Source organism: Undibacterium sp. TJN25 (assembly GCF_049339885.1).
Classification (GTDB): Bacteria; Pseudomonadota; Gammaproteobacteria; order Burkholderiales; family Burkholderiaceae_D; genus Undibacterium.
Genome location: NZ_JBMPPM010000001.1, coordinates 538,608 through 561,612, shown reverse-complemented (window position 1 = coordinate 561,612; position 23,005 = coordinate 538,608). Strand labels below are relative to the sequence as shown.

General features: G+C 56.5%; 20 protein-coding genes. 19 read left to right on the top strand and 1 reads right to left on the bottom strand.

Annotation, left to right across the window (positions count from 1 at the left end; genetic code table 11):
* Positions 1-4: 4 nt before the first annotated feature.
* Entirely contained in the window at positions 5-553 is a 549-nt protein-coding gene (gene wrbA, locus ACO0LO_RS02510; protein WP_422962607.1) for an NAD(P)H:quinone oxidoreductase, read from the bottom strand.
* Between the two features lie 226 nt (positions 554-779).
* Here wrbA and ACO0LO_RS02505 point away from each other — a divergent pair, with 226 nt between their 5' ends.
* From ACO0LO_RS02505 to bamC, 19 genes are all read left to right on the top strand, one after another.
* Positions 780-2,084 (top strand): YihY family inner membrane protein, encoded by a 1,305-nt coding sequence (locus ACO0LO_RS02505; RefSeq protein WP_422962606.1) that lies wholly within the window; start codon positions 780-782, stop codon positions 2,082-2,084.
* A 516-nt stretch (positions 2,085-2,600) separates the two neighbouring features.
* The gene (aceA, locus tag ACO0LO_RS02500; RefSeq protein ID WP_422962605.1) at positions 2,601-3,896 is read left to right on the top strand and encodes an isocitrate lyase; all 1,296 of its coding nucleotides are present in this window, start codon (positions 2,601-2,603) and stop codon (positions 3,894-3,896) included.
* A gap of 195 nt (positions 3,897-4,091) precedes the next feature.
* The gene (locus tag ACO0LO_RS02495) at positions 4,092-4,757 is read left to right on the top strand and encodes a phosphoribosylanthranilate isomerase (RefSeq protein WP_422962604.1); all 666 of its coding nucleotides are present in this window, start codon (positions 4,092-4,094) and stop codon (positions 4,755-4,757) included.
* Positions 4,758-4,835: 78 nt separating this feature from the next.
* Entirely contained in the window at positions 4,836-6,107 is a 1,272-nt protein-coding gene (gene trpB / locus ACO0LO_RS02490) for a tryptophan synthase subunit beta (protein ID WP_422962603.1), read from the top strand.
* 88 nt (positions 6,108-6,195) lie between these two features.
* A complete protein-coding gene (trpA, locus tag ACO0LO_RS02485; protein ID WP_422962602.1) occupies positions 6,196-6,993 on the top strand; it encodes a tryptophan synthase subunit alpha in 798 nt (265 codons plus the stop codon).
* Between the two features lie 101 nt (positions 6,994-7,094).
* A complete protein-coding gene (gene accD, locus ACO0LO_RS02480) occupies positions 7,095-7,967 on the top strand; it encodes an acetyl-CoA carboxylase, carboxyltransferase subunit beta (protein ID WP_422962601.1) in 873 nt (290 codons plus the stop codon).
* 61 nt (positions 7,968-8,028) lie between these two features.
* Positions 8,029-9,318, top strand: coding sequence for a bifunctional tetrahydrofolate synthase/dihydrofolate synthase (gene folC / locus ACO0LO_RS02475; RefSeq protein WP_422962600.1), 1,290 nt, complete (start codon positions 8,029-8,031; stop codon positions 9,316-9,318).
* Positions 9,319-9,372: 54 nt separating this feature from the next.
* Entirely contained in the window at positions 9,373-10,383 is a 1,011-nt protein-coding gene (locus tag ACO0LO_RS02470) for an SPOR domain-containing protein (protein ID WP_422962599.1), read from the top strand.
* A gap of 54 nt (positions 10,384-10,437) precedes the next feature.
* The gene (locus tag ACO0LO_RS02465; RefSeq protein ID WP_422962598.1) at positions 10,438-10,926 is read left to right on the top strand and encodes a CvpA family protein; all 489 of its coding nucleotides are present in this window, start codon (positions 10,438-10,440) and stop codon (positions 10,924-10,926) included.
* A 73-nt stretch (positions 10,927-10,999) separates the two neighbouring features.
* Entirely contained in the window at positions 11,000-12,520 is a 1,521-nt protein-coding gene (gene purF / locus ACO0LO_RS02460) for an amidophosphoribosyltransferase (RefSeq protein WP_422962597.1), read from the top strand.
* 495 nt (positions 12,521-13,015) lie between these two features.
* Positions 13,016-15,214 carry a TonB-dependent receptor plug domain-containing protein gene (locus ACO0LO_RS02455; protein ID WP_422962596.1) on the top strand — a complete coding sequence of 733 codons (2,199 nt, stop codon included), beginning with the start codon at positions 13,016-13,018 and terminating at the stop codon, positions 15,212-15,214.
* 253 nt (positions 15,215-15,467) lie between these two features.
* Complete coding sequence (locus ACO0LO_RS02450) at positions 15,468-16,328, top strand: 3',5'-nucleoside bisphosphate phosphatase (RefSeq protein WP_422962595.1); 861 nt, start codon at positions 15,468-15,470, stop codon at positions 16,326-16,328.
* Between the two features lie 158 nt (positions 16,329-16,486).
* Complete coding sequence (htpX, locus tag ACO0LO_RS02445; protein ID WP_422962594.1) at positions 16,487-17,365, top strand: protease HtpX; 879 nt, start codon at positions 16,487-16,489, stop codon at positions 17,363-17,365.
* A 61-nt stretch (positions 17,366-17,426) separates the two neighbouring features.
* The gene (locus ACO0LO_RS02440) at positions 17,427-18,050 is read left to right on the top strand and encodes an L-threonylcarbamoyladenylate synthase (RefSeq protein WP_422962593.1); all 624 of its coding nucleotides are present in this window, start codon (positions 17,427-17,429) and stop codon (positions 18,048-18,050) included.
* 108 nt (positions 18,051-18,158) lie between these two features.
* Positions 18,159-18,818 (top strand): site-2 protease family protein, encoded by a 660-nt coding sequence (locus ACO0LO_RS02435; protein WP_422962592.1) that lies wholly within the window; start codon positions 18,159-18,161, stop codon positions 18,816-18,818.
* Between the two features lie 9 nt (positions 18,819-18,827).
* The gene (locus tag ACO0LO_RS02430; RefSeq protein ID WP_422962591.1) at positions 18,828-20,030 is read left to right on the top strand and encodes a tryptophan--tRNA ligase; all 1,203 of its coding nucleotides are present in this window, start codon (positions 18,828-18,830) and stop codon (positions 20,028-20,030) included.
* Between the two features lie 20 nt (positions 20,031-20,050).
* Positions 20,051-20,623, top strand: a complete 573-nt coding sequence (locus ACO0LO_RS02425) for a class I SAM-dependent methyltransferase (protein WP_422962590.1) — start codon at positions 20,051-20,053, stop codon at positions 20,621-20,623.
* 104 nt (positions 20,624-20,727) lie between these two features.
* Complete coding sequence (gene dapA / locus ACO0LO_RS02420) at positions 20,728-21,606, top strand: 4-hydroxy-tetrahydrodipicolinate synthase (protein WP_422962819.1); 879 nt, start codon at positions 20,728-20,730, stop codon at positions 21,604-21,606.
* Between the two features lie 138 nt (positions 21,607-21,744).
* The gene (gene bamC / locus ACO0LO_RS02415) at positions 21,745-22,914 is read left to right on the top strand and encodes an outer membrane protein assembly factor BamC (protein ID WP_422962589.1); all 1,170 of its coding nucleotides are present in this window, start codon (positions 21,745-21,747) and stop codon (positions 22,912-22,914) included.
* Positions 22,915-23,005: the final 91 nt, after the last annotated feature.

Here is a 23,005-nt window from a genome sequence, read left to right as displayed (position 1 = left end):
GAATTCATTTTCCACCCTGAAGCTTGACGGCGGTTTCCGCCAGCCGTTTTCCGAGCGCAATCGCCAATGTGCGCGTGTCTCCGCTAAGGGGCTGCTTACCGTCCATGCCGGACCAGTGGGTGGCGCCATATGGGCTGCCGCCGCTGCTGGTAGTCATCAGCTCAGCATGCGTATAAGGCAGGCCCAGGAACAGCATGCCATGGTGGATCAGCGGCAGCATCATTGATAAAAGGGTGGATTCCTGGCCGCCGTGCAGGCTGCCGGTGGACGTGAATACGCAGGAGGGCTTGCCCGCAAGGCTGCCGGACAGCCAGTCTGCCGCGGTGCCGTCCCAAAAATATTTCATCGCCGATGACATATTGCCGAAGCGTGTGGGGGAGCCCAGTGCCAGGCCGGCGCATTGCTGCAGATCGGATAATTCCACGTAGGGGGCGCCATCTGCCGGTACTTCAGCCTCGGTCGCTTCTGTCACGGTGGAAACGGCCGGCACCGTGCGCAGGCGTGCATCGCAGCCGGGCACGCTTTCTATGCCTTGGGCAATCAGTTCTGCCATTTTGCGGGTTGCGCCGTGGCGCGAATAATATAAAACGAGTAGGGTGATCGGTTTGCTGTTCATGCTTGCTATTATATGGGCCTTTTGGGCCTTTTGGGCCTTATTGCGGTATCCGGGCACTTCGCCCGTTTGTGTGTGTTTATGCCCATCTGTGCCCGTGCTTTCAGTTTTTGATGCGCCGGTAGTTGAATTAGGTAGAATCAAGTATTGAAATTTGAATGTCTGAATGTCTTTATTAGAAAAATTTTTTATGCGCGGCCTGTCCTGGTCCCAGATCAGCGATCTTTTTGTGTTTGCCTACAAGCGCCTGCGCGAAGGACGGCTGCCGCAGGTAGCCGGCAGCCTGACTTTTACCACGGTGCTGGCGCTGGTGCCGGTACTGACGATTGCGCTGGCAATCTTTACCGCTTTTCCGCTGTTTAATACCTTCCGTACGTCGCTGGAGGCGTATTTTATCCAAAGCCTGATGCCGCAGGCGATTGCCAATAACATTCTCGGCTACCTGACCCAGTTCGCGACCAAGGCCACGCGCTTGTCCGCAGTCGGCGGCGTAGCGCTGATGATCACGGCGGTGACCACGCTGGGCATGATAGACCGGGCCTTCAATGAAATCTGGCATGTCAAGCGCGCGCGCCCCTGGACCCAGAGCATCCTGGTGTATTGGGCCATCATCACGCTGGGACCTTTGCTGATCGGCGTATCGATCACGGCCACGTCTTACCTGTTCACAGCCACCAGCGGCGTGGTCGGCAGCGTGCCTTTCATCGGCGGCGTATTTTATACGCTGGTGTCGGTGTTTTTTACCACCGGCGCATTTACGCTGCTGTACCTGGCGGTGCCCAACCGCAGCGTGGACTGGCGCGACGCCGCCTGGGGCGGATTGTTCGCGGCGATTGCATTTGAGATTGCCAAGCGTTTCTTCGCCATTTTCGTCATTCGCTTTCCGACGTACACGATCGTTTATGGCGCACTGGCGGCGGTGCCTATTTTTCTGATCTGGATATACCTGTCCTGGCTGATCACACTGATAGGCGCGGTTATCGCCGCAGCCTTGCCGGTAGTGAAGTTCGAGCGCTGGTGGCATGTATCCGCACCTGGCAGCAGCTTTGTCGATGCGCTGGCGGTGCTGAAAGTGCTGTTGTTTGCACGCGATGCCAGCGACGGTGCCGCTGTTGATGTGGCGGCAATACGGCTGCAAACGCATTTCGGCCTGGATGAGATAGACGGTTTGCTGGAACAGATGCTGGAAGCCGGCTGGGTTGCCCGCGTCAAGGATGACCTGCCGGTGAATGCCAAGTCCCGGCTGTGGAAAAAAATCGACCTCGGTTCTGAGCGCTGGGTCTTGCTGGCCAACCCTGACCAGCTGAAGCTGGCTGACATCTACCGGCTGTTTGTGTTCGACATGGCCGCGGACCCCGGTCTTGCCGCCAAAGTCGGCACCGCGATAGAACAATGCCTGCAAGAGTGCCTGAGCGCCTATTTCTCCAGGGAGCGGGCTGCTGAAATCGCCAAGGTGCAGGCAGCTGCCTGACAAGAGGGCATGTAAGAGCGCAGGCAGGGGAATGCAGGGCGGCGGGCTGCTTTCAAATTGCTCTGGACACTCGCTTTGACTGGGACCTGGGTAGCTTTCGGCAGGTCATGCCGTCTACTCATGGATGGAGACATTGGCCGGTGCCGGATAACAACAATCATCCTGATCCGTTCAGCTCATGCCCCAAAATAGGCCTGCTCCGGCAGCATCCTTCCTTTCGTGAAATTTTATAAAACAAAATTTTATATTTTGTGATGCTTTATATTCCAAATTTTGTGATGTGAAAACCTCATTTCATAATGTGAAAAATAAAACAGTCCATGCACAAATTATTTTTCTCATTCTGAGAAATTTCATTTCGTATCGCAAAATTACAAAATTAAGTCTTTGAATTTAAAGGTTTAAATATTTGTTATATGTCTTATATAAGACCTTGTTGCTTCGCAAAAAATGACCTAATATTTCTCTCAACGGACAACGCTTTTCAATTAATTTTTAGCCCACTGGAGAAATGACATGGCAACTCGCGAACAACAGGTAGCAGCAATCCAAAAAGACTGGGATACCAATCCTCGCTGGATCGGCATCAAGCGCAATTACACAGCGGAAGATGTGGTCCGCCTGCGCGGCTCTATTGCTGTCGAACATACACTGGCAAAAAACGGCGCCGAGAAATTGTGGAATCTGGTCAATAACGAGCCGTTCGTCAACGCACTGGGCGCTTTGACCGGTAACCAGGCCATGCAGCAAGTCAAGGCCGGCCTGAAAGCAATCTATCTGTCCGGCTGGCAAGTCGCAGGCGACGCCAACGTTGCCGGCGAAATGTATCCGGACCAATCGCTGTATCCAGCCAACTCGGTGCCGCTGGTTGTCAAGCGTATCAACAATACGCTGACTCGCGCCGACCAGATCCAATGGTCTGAAGGAAAAGACGATATCGATTATTTTGCGCCTATCGTGGCCGATGCAGAAGCCGGTTTCGGCGGCGTATTGAACGCATTTGAGCTGATGAAATCCATGATCGAAGCCGGCGCATCGGGCGTCCACTTTGAAGATCAGCTGGCTTCTGTTAAAAAATGCGGCCATATGGGCGGCAAGGTACTGGTTCCTACCCGTGAAGCGGTAGAGAAACTCAATGCAGCCCGTCTGGCCGCCGACGTCATGGGTGTACCTACCGTATTGCTGGCGCGTACTGACGCGGAAGCAGCCGATCTGCTGACTTCCGACGTGGATGCCAATGACCAGCCTTTCTGCACTGGCGAACGTACGGTAGAAGGTTTCTACAAAACTCGCCCCGGTATCGAGCAAGCCATTTCGCGTGGTCTGGCTTATGCAGAATATGCGGACATGATCTGGTGTGAAACAGGCAAGCCCGATCTGGAATTTGCACGTAAATTTGCAGAAGCGATCCATGCTAAATTCCCGGGTAAATTGCTGTCCTATAACTGCTCGCCCTCTTTCAACTGGAAGAAAAACCTGGACGATTCCACGATCGCCAAATTCCAGAAGGAACTGGGCGCGATGGGTTACAAGTTCCAATTCATCACACTGGCCGGTTTCCATGCATTAAACTATGGCATGTTCAACCTGGCGCACGGCTATGCCCGCCGCCAGATGTCCGCTTTCGTGGAACTGCAGGAAGCCGAATTCGCCGCAGCGGAAAAAGGTTTTACCGCAGTCAAGCATCAGCGTGAAGTCGGTACAGGTTACTTTGATGCGGTAACGCAGACTATCCAGCAAGGCAAGTCATCGACGACAGCCCTGCACGGTTCTACAGAGGATGAGCAATTCTTCGAAAAGAAAGTCGCGTAAGCCTGGTGGTTTTGGTGGGGTGAGGAGACAACGGGGCTCTAAAGTTCCGTGTTAAAAAAAAAGGAAAACCGCACGGTTGGCGCCGTGCGGTTTTTTATTGCGCGCGTGCAAACGATTCCGGCAAGGTGGTATCCTTGACAGTGCGTGCCTGTAACGACGCACTCCGGCGGATGACAATAAGGTTTGAACTGAAAAATGCTGCACAGAACCAGGATAAAGATATGTGGCCTGACACGGGCTGAGGACGTACAGGCTGTCGTTGCCTATGGCGCCGACGCGATGGGCTTCGTTTTTTATCCGCAAAGCCCGCGTTATGTGACGCCGCAACAGGCGGGCGCCTTGCTGGCCCATGTGCCGCCGTTCATTACGACCACCGGCCTGTTTGTGAATGCAAATATAGACGATGTTGTGAATACCCTTGCAGCGGCGCCGGTGGCCTTGCTGCAGTTCCACGGGGATGAGACGGCGGAGCAGTGTCACCAGCTGGCGAGCGCGGCTAACCGGCCTTTTATCCGGGCATTTCGTGTAAAAGCGGATACGTCCGCGACCGATTTGCTAGAATGTGAGAAAATATACCGTGCAGCGAGCCCGTACTTCAGCGGTTTGCTGCTGGATACTTTCGTGGAAAGTTTCGGTGGTAGCGGAAAGGTTTTTGATTGGTCTCTCATTCCAAAAGAACTCGCGCCTCGGGCCGTTTTAAGTGGTGGCTTGAGCGTACAAAACGCGACTGACGCGGTCAGCCGTGTGAGGCCTTTTGCCGTCGACATCAGTAGCGGTGTCGAACTGAGCAAAGGCATAAAGGATAATGCCAAGCTGCGCGCTTTCATACAAGCCGTACGCCTGGCCGACAGTCAAGGCTAGCCATCATGTACGGTCGTGCAGCTCTATTCTGCACATACATGCCGCGTGATGGCCTGCGATACGCCATAAGGAAACACCATGAAAGAATTCAACCCTCTGGACGAGCAATTCGAACGCCAGTCCATTCCCACTCAGGCGCTATACCAGTCGGCGCACTACAACCTGCCTGACGCGCGCGGCCATTTCGGCCAGTATGGCGGCACGTTCGTCTCTGAAACGCTGACGCACGCGCTCACCGAGCTCAAAGAGGCGTACGCCCGTTATCGTACCGATCCTGCTTTCCTGGCCGAGTTCAGGGATGAGCTGACCCACTTTGTCGGCCGTCCTTCACCGGTCTACCATGCCAAACGCTGGTCGGAAATGATGGGCGGCGCGCAAATCTATTTCAAGCGCGAAGACCTGAACCATACCGGCGCGCACAAGATCAACAACGTCATTGGCCAGGCCCTGCTGGCCAAGCGCATGGGCAAGCCCCGTGTGATCGCTGAAACCGGCGCTGGCCAGCATGGCGTGGCGACGGCGACCATTTGCGCCCGCTTCGGGCTGGAATGCGTGGTGTACATGGGCTCGGAAGATGTCAAGCGCCAGGCGCAGAACGTCTACCGCATGAAGCTGCTAGGCGCGACCGTCGTACCCGTGGAATCCGGCTCCAAGACGCTAAAGGATGCGTTGAACGAAGCGATGCGTGACTGGGTCACCAATGTGGAAAATACTTTCTACATCATCGGCACCGTTGCGGGCCCGCATCCTTATCCGATGATGGTGCGCGATTTCCAGTCCGTGATCGGCGAGGAATGCCTGTGGCAGATGCCCGCGATGACAGGCCGCCAGCCCGATGCGGTGGTTGCCTGCGTCGGTGGCGGTTCCAATGCAATGGGAATCTTTTACCCTTATATCGACCATAAGGATGTGGCCTTGCTCGGCGTGGAGGCGGCAGGCGAGGGCATGGAGTCCGGCAAGCATTCGGCTTCGCTGACAGCCGGCTCTCCAGGTGTGCTGCACGGCAACCGCACCTATCTGCTGCAGGATGCCAACGGCCAGGTCATAGAGACGCATTCAGTGTCGGCCGGGCTGGATTATCCCGGCGTGGGGCCGGAACATGCATGGCTGAAGGATTCCGGCCGCGCACAGTATGTCACCATCACCGACGATGAAGCGCTGCAGGCTTTTCATGACTGCTGCCGTATCGAAGGCATCATCCCGGCGCTGGAATCCAGCCATGCTCTGGCCTATGCAGCAAAGTTTGCCGCAACCTTGCCAAAAGATAAAATCGTATTGGCTAATTTGTCCGGCCGCGGTGATAAGGACATGCATACCGTCGCAGAAAAGGCCGGCTTGAAGTTTTATTAAGCCGAAAGAGGGCGGTCAAGGTGACTGCCCTAGCTGTTCTGCCAATGTTTGCCCAGATGCATGTCCTTTACTTCGATCTCATAAAATTATGTCAAAAATACAAGCAACAATGTCGGCACTGGCTGCCGCCAATAGAAAAGGCCTGATTCCTTTCATTACCGCCGGCGATCCCGCCGCCGATTTGACCGTGCCGCTAATGCACGCACTGGTAGAGGGGGGGGCGGATATTATCGAGCTGGGCGTGCCGTTTTCCGACCCTATGGCAGATGGCCCTGTCATACAGCGCGCATCCGAAAGGGCGCTGCTCAATGGTGTTGGCCTGCGCGATGTATTACAATTCGTCCGCGAATTCCGTTCCAGCAACCAAAGTACGCCGGTTGTGCTGATGGGCTATGCCAATCCGATAGAGCGCATGGGGGTGGACTTGTTCATAAAGCAAGCCGCTGGGGCGGGAGTAGATGGGGTGCTGGTAGTAGACTATCCGCCGGAGGAATGCGAGGAGTTTGCTGCGAAGCTGAAACAGCACGGCATGGACACCATATTCCTGCTGGCGCCGACTTCTACCGACGAGCGTATGGAGCTGGTTGGCAAAATTGCCAGTGGATACGTGTATTATGTGTCCTTAAAGGGCGTCACCGGATCCGGCAGCCTGGATCTGGATGCTGTGGCGGCGATGATGCCACGGATCAAAAAGCATGTGAAAGTCCCGGTAGGAGTCGGTTTCGGCATCCGGGACGGGGCTACCGCCAAGGCGATTTCCAGCGTATCGGACGCGGTTGTCATCGGTAGCCGGATTATCCAGGAACTTGAAAATACGCCGCGTGAAAACGCGGCGGCGGCAGTAAAAAGCTTTATTTCTGGTGTCAGGGAAGCGCTGGACGGGTAAAATACCGGCCAAAGCCCGCAGACCTGCACGATGGGACAGGGCAACGATGTGAAAATGGCTACCGTCATAAGCTGCCGGTGGCCAGAATTCAGGAGAATCAAATGAGTTGGCTAGAAAAATTACTTCCACCGCGCATACAACGCGCGGATTCCGCAAACCGTAAATCCATTCCGGAAGGCCTGTGGGTTAAATGCCCATCCTGCGAAGCGGTCCTGTACCGTTCCGACCTGGAAGCAAATATCCATGTATGCCCCAAGTGCAGCCACCATTTGCGCATAGGCGCCCGTGAGCGCCTGGATGCGTTCCTGGATGCCGGCGGACGTTATGAAATAGGCCAGGAAGTATTGCCGGTTGATACACTGAAATTCAAGGACAGCAAAAAATACCCGGACCGCCTGAAAGATGCACTGGAAACCACCGGTGAAACTGATGCGCTGGTTGTCATGGGCGGCTCCATCATGACCGTTCCTGTCGTTGCCGCCGCATTCGAATTCCAATTCATGGGCGGCTCCATGGGTTCCGTCGTCGGCGAGCGTTTTGTACGCGGCGTGCAAAATGCGCTGGAACAGAAAGTGCCTTTCGTCTGCTTTACCGCTACTGGCGGTGCGCGTATGCAAGAGGGCTTGCTGTCATTGATGCAGATGGCAAAAACAACCTCCATGCTGACCAAGCTGGCGGAAAAGAAACTGCCTTTCATCTCCGTGCTGACAGACCCGACCATGGGCGGCGTATCCGCTTCCTTCGCTTTCATGGGCGACGTGGTCGTGGCTGAACCGAAAGCCCTGATCGGCTTTGCGGGCCAGCGCGTGATTGAGAACACCGTGCGCGAGAAATTGCCGGAAGGTTTCCAGCGCGCCGAGTTCCTGATGCAAAAGGGGGCGATAGACATGATCGTCGATCGCCGCAAGATGCGTGAAGAAGTCGCCCGACTGCTGGCCTTGCTGCAAAATCAGCCAGCCGAAGCGGTTTCCTGATAGAAACGTATAGACAGAAATTAAAAAATAAAGCCCGAACAGTTTCGGGCTTTTTTATCTTATGCAAAAGTTACCTGAAACACTGGATGCCTGGCTCTCCTTGCTGGAGACGCGGCATTCCAGGGAAATCGACATGGGTCTGGACCGTGTCGCGGCTGTCAAAGAACGTCTTGCGATTCAGTACGACTGCCCGCTGATCGTCGTCGGCGGCACCAATGGCAAGGGCTCCACCTGCGCAATGATGGAGTCCATCCTGCTGCAGGCCGGCTACAAGGTGGGCCTGTATAGCAAGCCGCATTTCCTGGACTTTAACGAGCGTGCACGCATCAATGGCGAATCAGTCAAGGACCAGGTGTTCATTGACGTATTTGCCGAAGTGGAAGCAAAGCGCGGCGATATCTCGCTGACCTATTTTGAATTTACCACGCTGGCCATCGCCAAGCTGCTGGCGGATGCCAAACTCGACGCGGTAATCCTGGAGGTGGGCCTGGGCGGGCGCCTGGACGCCGTCAACGTCTTCGATGCTGATGTGGCGATCGTCACCAGCGTGGATATTGACCACGTCGATTATCTGGGCGACACGCGCGAAGCGATAGGGTTTGAAAAGGCCGGCATTTTCCGCAGCGGCCGCACGGCAATCTGCGGCGATCCGGTGCCGCCGAAATCGCTGGTGGAACATGCGGAAAAAATCGGCGCCGACCTGTGGCTGTTTGGTAAGGACTTCAATTATTCGGGCGACAAGCAGCAGTGGAACTTCGGCGGCCGCGTACAACGCCGCAATTCCTTGGGCTACCCCAGCCTGCGCGGCGCCAATCAGTTGCTGAATGCCTCCGCTGTGCTGGCGGCACTGGAAGCGCTGAGGGACCGTCTGCCGGTTGGCGCACAGGAAGTGCGCAGCGGCCTGGTCATGGTGGATCTGCCGGGCCGCTTCCAGGTGATGCCGGGCCGTCCTACCGTCGTGCTGGATGTGGCGCACAATCCGCACGCTGCCGCCACGCTGAGCCAGAACCTGGACAATATGGGCTTCCATGCCTATACCTACGCGGTGTTTGGTTCCATGCTGGACAAGGATATTGATGGCGTAATCGCCCAGCTGAAAGACAAGATAGACCACTGGTGTGTTACCGATTTGCCATTGCCGCGCGCCGCGACGGCGGAGCAGTTGACAGACAAATTGCTGGAGGCCGGCGTGTTGCGCGATGCCGATCACAGCATCCAGGCCTTTAAATCTCCGGAGCTTGCCTATACATACGCTATAAGCCAGGCTGCTGAAAATGATAGAATAGTGGTCTTCGGATCATTTCTTACGGTTGCAGGGGTCATGCGAGCCCGAAAACCTCAAATCCACTGAAAGGGCTTCCATGCTGTTGAATCACGGAACTCTCGCTAACCAAGATATTTGCACATGAGTTTGTTCTCGATGTTCAAAAACAAGCAGGAAACCTCTCCCGACGTTGATAGTGGCGAATTTCGCTCACGCGCAGAGACGGACACCAAGGCAACGCGCAGCCGCGGCAAGCGCAACGAGGGCACCAAGAAAAACCAGGCGGAAGATCCGCTATTGCCGGAAAAGAAACGCGCCCGGCGCCGCCTGATCGGTGCGGTTGCGCTGGTACTGGCGGCTGTCATCGGCCTGCCGATGATACTGGATTCAGAGCCCAAGCCTTTGGCTGACGACATCAGCATCCAGATACCGTCCAAAGACAAGCCGCTAAGCGGCGCCGCTGCCAGCAAGGAAAATAGCGATGCCCTGGCTGCGGCCAGTGCAGAACAGCAGGCGCCCCGTGCCGATGGCAAGGCTGTTGCCAATGCGACCAACGCCACCAGCGCCATGAATGCCGGATCAGGCAAATCCTCCAGGGCCGTGCAGCCGATCGATGCGCAGGAAGAAATCATTGATCCGGCCACCTTGGGCGGCAATAAGGCCAAGTCGACAGCGCCTGCGGTAGTAAAAGCACCTGCCGACAAGCCTGCAGTCCGCACCGACAAGGAAGCCAAGCCTGAACACAAGCCGGATGTCAAATCCGATATCAAGGCCGACACGAAGCCGACGGCTGCAAGCGAGCAGAAACCTGCGCCAGCCAAACCTGCGCTGAAGCCGGATTCCGGCGATGATGCGGCAAGGGCGCTGGCGATATTGGAAGGTAAAAATCCCGGCAAGCCTGCTGATGCGGCGAAAAGCGATAAGCCTGGTCATTTCGTCGTGCAAGTAGCCGCGCTGGCGTCGCAGGACAAGGTAGATGATTTGCAGGGCAAGCTGAAATCCTCTGGCATCAAGTCCTATACGCAAAAAGTGGCGACGTCTTCAGGCGATAAAATCCGCGTTCTGGTTGGTCCTTTTGACTCGAAAGACGATGCAGACAAGATGCATTCCCGCCTGGCGAAGCTGGGCCTGAACGGCACGGTGCGCAATTGAGGAAAACCGCGGCTGCGCGGTCTTGCTTATTGGGCTTGTGCGTGAGCGGGTGCCATGACGCTGTTTGACTATATTGTGCTGTTCATCCTGGTTTGTTCGGTGGTGATCAGTACGATGCGCGGCCTGGTGAAGGAAATATTGTCGCTGGCCGGCTGGGTCATTGCTTTTGTCGTGGCCAATGCCTTCAGCGCTACGCTGGCGGCATGGATGCCTGATGTATTGCCGGGCCAGATGGCACGGCTGATAGTTGCGTTTATCGCCTTGTTTATTGGCGTACGCTTGCTCATGTCCTTATTATCGATGGCGATCGATGCGATGATCAAAGCGGCCGGCCTGAGTCTGGCGGACCGTGGGCTGGGCGGCTTGTTCGGTCTGGCAAGGGGATGTGTGATTGTGATGGCGGCGGTGCTGTTGTGTGGCATGACTTCCATCCCAAGGCAGGATTTTTGGAAGCACGCGCTGCTGAGCCCGATTGCAGAGACTGCAGCACAGACCATCATGCCGTTTTTGCCGGATTCGATTTCCCGGCACGTAGAGTTTTAGGAAGCAGCCGGCTCAACAAGCAACAGGAACCGGCGTTCCACGCAAGTTTTCATTTGTTTTTTAGGAGTCCACCATGTGTGGCATCGTAGGCGTAGTCTCAAATAGTCCCGTCAACCAGCTTTTGTATGATGCCTTGTTGTTGTTGCAGCACCGTGGCCAGGATGCCGCAGGTATAGCAACCGGGCACGGCAACAAGTTTGCAATGCATAAGGCAAATGGTTTGGTGCGCGACGTATTCCGTACCCGCAATATGCGTTCACTGCCAGGCAACATCGGCATAGGCCAGGTACGCTATCCCACAGCAGGCTCCACCAGTGAAGAAGAGGCCCAGCCTTTTTACGTCAATGCGCCGTTCGGCATTGTGCTGGCTCACAACGGCAACCTGACTAATGCCGATGAGCTGAAAACAGAACTGTTTAAAAACGACCGCCGCCACCTGAACACCGATTCGGATTCGGAAGTGCTGCTGAACATCCTGGCCCACCAGATCCAGGAAGTCACGTCCGGCTATTCGCTTGACCCTGCTGCGCTGTTCCGCTCGGTAGCAATGCTGCACCGGCGCGTACGCGGTTCCTATGCAGTGATCGCACAGATCGCCGGCTACGGCTTGCTGGCTTTCCGCGATCCTTTCGGCATCCGTCCGCTGTGCATAGGCGTATCGCGCACCGACAAAGGCGTTGAATACATGATCGCCAGCGAGAATGTCGCGCTGGAAGGCCTGGGTTTCAGGTTTTTGCGCGACGTAGAACCCGGCGAGGCGATTTTCATCGACCTGGACGGCCAGATGTACAACGAGCAGTGCGCCGAAAATCCTTCGCTGAATCCCTGCGCATTCGAATTCGTTTACCTTGCCCGGCCCGACTCCATCCTGGACGGTGCATCGGTTTATCTGACCCGCCTGAAAATGGGTGAATACCTGGCGGAGAAAGTACGCAGCCAGTTCACTTCCGGGGATATCGACGTTGTGATGCCTATTCCCGATTCCTCCCGTCCTTCGGCGATGGAACTGGCGATGAAGCTGAACCTCGATTACCGCGAAGGCTTTATCAAGAACCGCTATATCGGCCGTACTTTCATGATGCCGGGCCAGGCGATACGCCGCAAGTCGGTGCGCCAGAAGCTGAATGCGATTTCCTCCGAGTTCAAAGGCAAGAGCGTGCTACTGGTGGATGATTCCATCGTGCGCGGCACGACCAGCCGCGAGATCGTGCAGATGGCGCGCGAATCCGGCGCCAAGCGCGTGATCTTCGCTTCCGCAGCGCCTCCGGTCAAATTCCCCAACGTATACGGCATCGATATGCCGACCCGCAGCGAATTGATCGCCTATGGCCGTTCGGAAGACGAAGTCTGCCGCGAAATCACGGCGGATGCGCTGGTGTACCAGGAAGTGGATGCCATGAAGCGTTCGATTTCCGACGTTAACCCGGTATTGCGCAGCATAGAAGCTTCGTGCTTCGACGGTAACTACATTACCGGCGACGTCAGCCGTGAATACCTGGACAGGCTGGAGTTTGCAAGAAACAGCCCGCGTCCGGATACGGAAGATATCCTGCGTTCACAACTGAACCTGAACCTGGCCGCACGCGCCGACTAGGTTTGCGCCGTAGCCGAAAGCCCGGACATGAAAGTGTCCGGGCTTTTTTTATGTCCGTCGTTCTGGCCCGATTGTTGATTACCCTTGCTGCAGTTAAAAGCGGATGCGCAAACAACAATTGTAAAGATTGCCCTTAACAATTAAAAAGCGGCTAGATAAGCGGCTTTCATTTTATTAAAGTTGTTAAAAATCAATGTGTTATGAATGTTTGCACTCGCTGTCATGTACTCGCGCCATGCAAGAAGCTCCGCTTAGGGTCACTCCGGCACTTGTGACTGTTTCAATTAAATACAAAAGGCGTGTGTTTAAGCTGGCAAGTCCCGGCGTTTAAAAATAGAATATCAGGCTGTCCCAAATGATTTTGATTCTCAATTACATTGGGTTTGCCAAACTATTATTATTTATGGAAATCGGCTTTACAACATGAGTAAGTTTCTTCCTGTCGCAACACTCGCATTTGTCGGCGCAACTTCTCTAGCTCATGCAGATGAGCCCGTGATAGCGCCCAGCGATCCCGCCAGCCAGAAAGCCAGCAAACCCGCCGATAAATCTACGCCTACGCCCGTGCCGGCCAAGGCACTTGCGCAAGCACGCAAGGATGGCCAACCCGCCAACGATAAAGCCCAGGACGTCGTCATCGACGGCAGCCGCCAGTCCGACATGGACCAGCGCCGCATGTCCACTGCCGCCAAGATGATCTATGGCCGCGAAGAACTGGATCGGAACGGCGACAGCACGATAGGCGAGATACTGAAACGGCTCCCCGGCGTGACGGTGGGCGGCCGCCCCGGCCGTGGCGGCGACATCCGCATGCGCGGCATGGGCAACGGCTACACGCAGATACTGCTGAACGGCGAACGCGCGCCGCGCGGCTTCTCAATGGATTCCCTGTCGCCCGACCAGGTCGAGCGCATCGAGATCATCCGAGGCCCGGTTGCGGAGTACAGCACACAGGCAATCGCCGGCACGATCAACATCGTGCTGCGCGAAGATTACCGCCAAAAAACCACCGACATCCGCGTCTCTGAAAGCATGGAGCAGGGGCGCAGTGCGCCTAACCTGTCGATTACCTATCCGGGCCAGCTCGGCGACCTGTCGTATGCACTGACTGCATCCGTGTCAAAAAACCGCCAGCACGATGACGTAACCACCGACACCGATGAAACCAATGCGCAGGGTGAAATGGTGCAGCACCAGCATGACCTCACCAGCCGCGAATCGAGAGGCTTGCAGCTGACGCCCCGCTTCAACTACCGGTTTGAAAACGGCGATACGCTGGCATTCCAGCCGTTGGTGACCAATTCCCGCAGCGATTCAAGAGGCAGCAGCAAGCTGGACCAGATAGGCGAGATACAGGAATATGCGCTGGCGACCTCGGTCGGCCACTCGGAAACGACCTTCCTACGCGGCTTCGGCACCTGGCAGCACAAGTTCGACGACAACGGCAAGCTGAACATCAAGTTCGGCGGCGGTTCCGGCAAGATAGACACCAATTCGCTGCGCAGCGAATATGGCACTGACGGCGGCTTCCTGAAAAGCATCACCGACACCGCGACCACCAAGGACACCACGCTCAATACCGGCGGCAAGTACACCAAGCCAATGGGCGATGGCCATACGCTGGCTGCGGGCGTGGATATAGAAACCGGCAAGCGCAATGAAACCAAGGTGACGGTCGATGACAAGGGGGTGCCGCAATTTGCCGACTCCGGCGACAACCTGACCGCCAGCACCCGTCGCTTCGCCGCGTTCGTTCAGGATGAGTTCGACATCAATGCGGAATTTTCTGCCTATGCCGGCCTGCGCTGGGAGGGCATACGCACCAAAAGCACGATTTCCACCGGTCCCATCGACAACACCAGCAGTGTGTGGAGCCCGGTATTGCACGGAGTATGGCGCATCCCCGGCGAGAAGAAAGACCAGATACGCCTGAGCGTAACCCATGCCTATCGCGCGCCCGCATTGAACGACCTGATCGCGGTGCCGTCGATTTCTCTGCTGAACGGCCCGACCAAGCCCGACCGCACCGGCAACCCTTTCCTGAAGCCCGAGCTGTCTAAAGGGCTGGATCTGGCGTACGAACATTACCTGACCAATGCCGGCATCATGAGCGCGAACTTTTTTGTGCGCGACATCAACGACCTGATACGCCGCAATACGGTGCTGACAGACACGGTGACCGGCCCGCGCTGGGTGTCCTCACCGGTCAACATCGGGCATGCCATTACCAAGGGCGTGGAACTGGAAGCCAAATTCCAGCTGCAGGAATTCCTGCCTGAAGGCCCGGCGATTGACCTGCGCAGCAACTACAGCCGCTTCTGGTCCAGCGTGGACGGCATACAGGGGCCGAACAACCGCCTGGACCAGCAACCCAAGGAAACCGCCAATTTCGGGCTTGATTACCGTCTCGCGCAATTACCGCTGACCTTGGGCGGCAATTACAACTGGACGCCGGCCTACGCGGTGCAGACCACTGAAACGCAGCTGAACAGCATCGGCATCAAGCGTCAGATCGACCTGTACGGTTTGTGGAAATTCAGCCCGACGACGCAACTCCGCATCGCCGCCAACAACCTTCAGGCAAACGACTACCTCACCGGCAGCTTTGTGACCACCGGCGGCATCAACCACGTGGACAACACGGTCGCCAAGACCTATACCACGTGGACCGTCAGGCTGGAAATGAAGATATAAGGCTGCATGTCCGGGCATCCATGCCTTGTGCGTGGATGCCCGGCATTGCCTGCCATTACCTGCCAATGATCGGCGACTTTGCGAGTAATGATGCTGCCGGCGTTAACGATGCATCAAGTGTTTGTAATTTTGTCTTTTCCTCTCTGCAAAAAACAGCGCTTTTAGTGCATTAAACTTGCCCGATATCATGTGCGGCGCAACACAAACACGTGAGGCGGAGTACAATAGTTCTTTCACTTCCTGAACCCGTACCATGTTTGCCCGACCATTGAACGTAGACCTGCATTGCCATTCCACCATTTCCGATGGTGTGCTGGCGCCTGCCGAAGTGGCGGCGAGGGCGAAGAAAAATGGGGTGGATGTATGGGCGCTGACAGATCACGATGAAATACGCGGCATCCCTGAAGCCAGGGCCGCTGCGAATGCGCTCGGCATGCGCTATATCACCGGCGTTGAAATTTCGGTGACCTGGGCCGGGCGGACCATCCACATCGTCGGCTTGAATTTCGATGAAACCTATCCCGAACTGGTACAGGGCCTGGAGGCAACACGCTCCGGCCGTGAATTGCGCGCGCGCGACATGGCGGCGGAACTGGCCAAGGTTGGCATAGAAGGCGCCTATGAAGGCGCGTTGAAATATGTCGGCAATCCCGACCTGATTTCCCGCTCCCATTTCGCCCGCTACATCGTCGAGACCGGCGAATGCGCGGACATCAATGAAGTTTTCAAACGTTACCTTGGTGACGGCAAGCCGGGTTTTGTGCCGCATCGCTGGGCGACGCTGGCCGAAGCCGTAGGCTGGATAAGCAGGGCAGGCGGCACCGCCGTGATTGCGCATCCGGGTCGCTATGAGTTCAGCCCTGTGGCATTCGATGCGCTGTTCCGCGAATTCAAGGCGCTGGGCGGGGCTGGCATAGAAGTGGTGACGGGCAGCCATACGGTAGACCAGTATTCCGAATATTCCAGGGTTGCCACGCGCTACGGCTTCCTGTCTTCCCGCGGTTCGGATTTCCACGGCCCGCACGATTCCGTCGTGGACCTGGGTAAGCTGCCGGCATTGGCGCCTATGCTGAAACCGGTATGGGAAGCCTGGCCTGAGCTGGCGCAGGTCTGATGCAAGTCCGACTGCGGTCGGAGGCTGGGTCGGTCGTGGGCACGTGATTTCGCTGACGCGTTTCAATATCTCAAGCGCGGCGTCTTGTTTTTTTCTACAATATCCCCAAATTCAGTAAGGTTTTACTCAACTTTGATGCTGGGACTGGGGATATATCTATGAAGCGTATTTTTCTCTTTGTTGCAACCAACCTTGCCGTCATGCTGGTCATGTCGGTGGTATTGTCATTGCTGGGCGTCAACCGCTACCTGAATGCCAATGGCCTGCAACTGGGTTCGCTGATGGTTTTTTCACTGGTAGTGGGCTTCACCGGTGCGATCTTTTCATTGCTGATCAGCAAGCCGATGGCGAAATGGTCGACAGGTGCGCAGGTGATCGATGCGCCTGCCTCTTCAACCGAACTATGGCTGGTCAATACCGTCAGGATGCTGGCGGAGCGGGCAAAGATAGGCATGCCGGAAGTTGCGGTCTATAACGGTGAACCGAATGCATTTGCCACCGGTGCCTTCCGCAATTCGGCACTGGTTGCGGTCTCCACCGGCCTGCTGGAAAGCATGACGAAAGAAGAAGTGGAAGCGGTATTGGGTCATGAGATTGCGCATATCGCCAACGGCGACATGGTGACGATGACCTTGATCCAGGGTGTGCTGAATACGTTTGTCGTCTTCCTGGCGCGCGTGGTCGGGTATGCGATCGACAAGGCTGTTTTTCGCAATAACAGCAATGACAACCGCCCGGGCATAGGCTATATGGTGACGGTATTCGTCTGCGAAATCATTTTTGGCCTGCTGGCTTCGCTGATCGTCGCATGGTTTTCGCGCCAGCGAGAATTCCGCGCCGACGCTGGCTCTGCTGTGCTGCTGGGCAGCGGCAGGCCGATGATCAATGCGCTGGCGCGTCTGGGTGGCATGGAGCCGGGCGAGCTGCCCAAATCCATGGCTGCGGCGGGCATCAACGACAAGCCTGGCTTCAGCGAACTGTTTTCCAGCCACCCTCCGATGCAGCAGCGTATCGCCGCATTGCAAAACATGAAGTAAAAACTGAACTTACCGGACTGATTGCGGCAGCGAGCCTGCCGCCCCTTATTTTGATGCGACAATGACGCAATATTTCCAGATCCATCCCGATAATCCGCAGCTGCGCCTGATCAAGCAGGCGGTGCAGATCATCAAGAGCGGCGGCATCGTAGCGGTGCCGACGGATTCTTGCTATGCGCTGGTATGCCAGCTGGATGACAAGGATGCCGTTACCCGCTTGCGCCGTATCCGCGGCGTGGACGACAAACATCACCTGACCCTGCTATGCCGTGATTTGTCCGAGATCGCGCTGTATGCGAAGGTGGACAACCGCCAGTACCGCATGCTGAAGGCTGCAACCCCGGGTCCCTACACGGTAATACTGGAGGCGACCAAGGAAGTGCCGCGCCGCCTCAGCCATCCTTCGCGCAAGACCATCGGCCTGCGTGTGCCCGAAAACTGCATCACCCATGCCTTGCTGGACGAACTGGGCCAGCCTCTGCTTGGCACCACACTGATCTTGCCGGACGACGAGGAGATTCAGACCGATCCGGAGGCTATCCGCGAAAAGCTGGAAAAGACAGTCGAGCTGGTCATCGACGGCGGCGCCTGCAGCCTGGTGCCCACGACCGTCATCGACATGACCGACGACATGCCGCAGCTGATACGGCAAGGGCGGGGCGATGCCTCGCTGTTTGGTTTATGATTCTTGCCCGGTGATTTCTGTTTGCCATTTTCCTTTAACAAAACTCTGCTGCGCGCCACTGCTTCCAGGCCGTTCAGGCCCCATTGTCTCCTCTGATAAAAACTTCGCATGAATGAACTCATACAAACGGTGGCCGTATACGCGCTGCCTGTCATCTTCGCCATTACCTTGCATGAAGCGGCGCATGCTTTTGCGGCCAAATATTTTGGCGATTTGACGGCCTATCAGCAAGGCCGCATGACACTTAATCCCATCAACCACATCGATCCGATGGGAACCATCGTGATCCCGGCTGTGCTTTATCTGGCCACCGGGGGTAATTTCCTGTTCGGTTATGCCAAGCCGGTTCCTGTTAATTTCGGCAACCTGCGCAAGCCTAAAAGAGACATGGCCTGGGTGGCGTTGGCGGGCCCGGGCGCCAATTTCATCATGGCGTTTTTATGGATAGTGTTTGGAATGTTGCTGCGTGTGTCCGGCCTGAGTGAAGATTTTTTCATGCGCATGGCGCAAGCAGGGGTGCTGACCAATCTGGTGATGCTGGCGTTTAACTTGTTCCCGATTCCGCCACTCGATGGTGGACGAATCCTGATCAGCCTGTTACCTTATAAATACGCCTACAAATTTGCCCAGATTGAACCCTACGGCTTTTTCATCGTGATGGGGCTGGTAATGATCCACGCATTGCAGTTCTGGATGTATCCAGTCATGGGAATTGCAAATGTGTTATTGAATTTGATGGCTTATCCTCTGACTCTTATTCTGAGCTGATTTCCTACTATGTATCCTGACCGTGTTGTTTCTGGTATGCGCCCCACGGGGGCGATGCATCTCGGCCACTATCACGGCGCCCTGAAAAACTGGGTGACGATGCAATCGGAACTGCCTTGCCTGTTCTTCGTAGCCGACTGGCACGCGCTGACCACGCATTACGACGACCCCAGCATTATCGAAACCAGTACCTGGGATATGCTGGTGGACTGGCTGGCCGCAGGCGTGGATCCATCGCAGGCCACATTGTTCATCCAGTCCAAGGTTCCTGAACATGCAGAGCTGCACCTGCTGATGTCAATGGCGACGCCATTGGGCTGGCTGGAGAGGGTGCCTACCTATAAGGATCAGCAGGAAAAACTGGCTGACCGGGACCTGTCCACCTACGGTTTCCTCGGCTATCCCTTGCTGCAGGCAGCGGACGTGCTGATCTACCGCGCCAGCATGGTGCCGGTAGGCGACGACCAGGTGCCGCACATAGAAATGATGCGGGAGCTGGCGCGCCGCTTCAACCACCTGTACGGCAAGGAAAAGGGCTTCGAGCAGAAGGCCCAGGCCGCGGTAAAGAAGCTCGGCAGCAAGCGCGCCAAGCTGTATGCGGAGTTGCGCAGCGAATACCAGGAGCAGGGCAAGGCAGAGGCGCTGGAGCAGGCCAAGGCCATGCTGGACGATATCCAGAACCTGAGCATGATAGACCGCGAGCGCCTGTTCGGCTACCTGGAGGGTAGCCGCAAGCTGATCCTGGTGGAGCCGCAGGTGCGTCTGACAGAGTCCTCCCGTCTGACGGGGCTGGACGGGCAGAAGATGTCCAAGAGTTATGGCAATTCAATTGCCCTGCGCGAAGAAAAGGATGTTCTGGTCAAGAAGATTCGCACTATGCCCACCGACCCCGCTCGGGTGCGCCGCACCGACGCTGGCGATCCCGGCAGGTGCCCGGTATGGCAGCTTCACCAGGTGTATTCGGATGACGCAACACGCGAGTGGGTAGCCAATGGCTGCCGTTCTGCCGGCATAGGCTGCCTGGAATGCAAACAGCCCGTCATCGACGGTATCCTGAAAGAGCAGGAACCCATGCGCGAGCGCGCGCAGCAATATCTGGACGACCCTTCGCTGGTGCGGGCGATCATTGCAGACGGCTGCGAAAAAGCCCGCAAGCTCGCGCAGGAAACCATGCGTGACGTGCGCGAGGCGATGGGGCTGAGCTACAGTTGAGCTCATCGATGAACGAACACATGATCAACTCTGTCGCGGATAGTCCGGCATCTGCGTGGGTGCGGCGTTTTGCCGGCCTCATCCCTGCCGGCGGCCGGGTGCTGGACCTTGCGTGCGGCGCCGGACGGCATAGCCGCCTGCTGCATGCGGCAGGCCTGGATGTTCTGGCCGTGGACCGCGATACAGACTCGTTGGCGGCACTCGCCGCACAGGGCATTGCTACCCTTCACCTGGACCTGGAAAGCGGCCCGCAAGGCTTTGACTGGCCTTTTGAGGCACAAAGTCTGGCTGCGGTCGTGGTGACCAATTATCTGCACCGTCCCTTGTTTCCTTCGATGCTGAACAGCCTGCAAGCGGGCGGCGTGCTGATCTACGAAACTTTTGCCGTCGGCAATGCAGCTTTCGGGCGGCCGGCAAACCCGGATTTTCTGCTGGCGGACGCAGAGTTGCTGCGGCAGATGCAGTCCAATCCCGGCGTCGGCATGCATATCGTGTCGTATGAGCAGGGCTATGCCGCGCATCCCAAGCCGGCGATGGTGCAGCGCATTTGCGCCCGCAGGGCAGCATCAGGCAGCGCTGATGACCGGCTATAGGCTGCCTGCCCGCATTTTGGCAGCTGATTCCAAGGTAATAACTCCCAAGCGGGCTTGCTATCCGCTACAATCAAGGTTTTACTTTTTTCCGCACTAACATGACTATGATCCAGGGAAGTCTGGTTGCTATTGTGACCCCCATGCACGCCGACGGCAGCCTTGATTTGCCTTGCCTGCGCAAACTGATAGATTGGCACATCGCGGAGGGTACGGATGGTATTGTCATCGTCGGCACCACCGGCGAATCGCCTACCGTGTCGGTAGAAGAACACCGCGAACTGATACGTGTTGCCGTAGAGCATACAAACAAGCGTATTCCCATCATCGCCGGTTCCGGCGGCAATTCCACTGCTGAAGCGATTGCGCTGACCACCTACGCGAAGGAAATCGGCGCCGATGCTTCGCTGCAGGTGGTTCCTTACTACAATCGCCCTACGCAAGAGGGCATGTACCAGCACTTCAAGAAGATTGCAGAGTCGGTCGACCTGCCGGTCATCCTGTATAACGTTCCCGGCCGCACCGTGGCCGATATGGCGAATGAAACCGTGCTGCGCCTGGCGCAGGTTCCCGGCATCATCGGCATCAAGGAAGCGACCGGCAATATCGGCCGCAATACCGACCTGATCCGCCAGGCGCCGTCTTCCTTCGCCGTCTATTCCGGCGACGATCCGACTGCGATGGCGCTGATGTTCTGCGGCGGCAAGGGCAATATCTCGGTAACCGCCAACGTCGCGCCGCGCGCCATGCACGAACTGTGCGTAGCGGCAATGCGCGGCGATACCGCTACTGCGATCGCGATCAACAACCGCATGCTTCCATTGCATAACAAGCTGTTTGTTGAGCCTAATCCCCTGCCTGTCAAATGGGCAATGGAAGAGATGGGCCTGATTCCGTCAGGCATCCGCCTGCCGCTGGTGCCGCTGGCGGCGCCTTATCATGAAACAGTGCGCGCAGCATTGCGCGAGTCGGGTGTATTACAATAGCGGCTTTGAAACGGTGCTATAGGGTAACTCGACACCCTGTGATATCCGTGGCGGCGCCCGGCCTGGCATGAGATGCCTGGCCATTTTGCAAACCATTATCAGTCGTTTTGATTTATAACAATTCGTAGGGACTTTCACATGGCAAAAAGCTTTGTTGCTAAAAATGGAATTATTGGGGTATTGGCTCTGGCCGGCCTGACTGGCTGTAGTTCCATCAGCAATCTTCTCGATCCAGACCGTATCGACTATAAAAGTGCTAGCAAGGCGCCAACCACTTCCCTGGAGGTCCCCCCTGATTTGACGCAAATTCGCCGCGACAGCCGCTTTGCGCTTCCGGAAAACCAGGGTAGTGCAACAGCATCCACATTCAACCTGCAGCAGGCCGCCAGCAAGAAGCCCGGCGCAGTGCCAGCCGGCGCCGCTGCCGTTGCGCCTACGCAGGTGCAGGACATGCATATCGAACGCGAAGGCACCCAGCGCTGGCTGGTCGTCAAGCAGTCGCCGGAAGTGCTGTGGCCGCAGATCAAGGATTTCTGGCAGGAGCTGGGTTTCCTGATCAGCAGCGAATCGCAGGAAACCGGCGTTATGGAAACCGACTGGGCGGAAGATCGCGCCAAGATCCCTCAGGACATCATCCGCAATACGCTGGGCAAGGTGCTGGATTCCCTTTATTCGACCGGGACCCGGGATAAATTCCGCACCCGTATCGAACGCGCTCCTAACGGCGATGTGGATATCTACATCAGCCACCGTGGCGCCGAGGAAGTCCTGACCGGTTCGCAGAAGGACCAGACAGTGTGGACGCCTCGTCCTAACGATCCTGGTCTGGAAGCTGAATTCCTGTCGCGCCTGATGGTGCGCCTGGGTTCCGACACAGAGCGTGCAAAAGCGGCCGTCAACTCGCCGACCGTCGTCAAGGCGCGCGCCAAGCTGGTGAAGGATGCCGCCGGCAACTATGTGGAAGTGGATGAAGGCTTTGACCGCTCATGGCGCCGTGTGGGCCTGGCGCTGGATCGCGTAGGCTTCACAGTGGAAGACAGGGATCGTTCCAAAGGCCTGTATTTTGTGCGTTATATCGACCAGGATATCGATGCCAAGACCAAGGGCGCAAGCGAAGGCTTCTTCTCCAAGCTGACCTCGTGGTGGGGTTCCGGCGACAAGAACAATACTACGCTGAAATACCGCGTATTCATCAAGGATGCAGCCGGCGATACCAGCCGGGTTACTGTGCAGAACAACGACGGCAAACCTGACTCTTCAGCCACTGCAGAGAAAATCCTGCAACTGATCAGCGAGCAATTGAAGTAAACTAGTCCTCCGGCGCGGACCGTTCTGGTCCGCGCCAGTTTCTCCGTTTTTCAGTCTTATCTTTTCAGTTTTTATTCTAGCGGTCCATCCT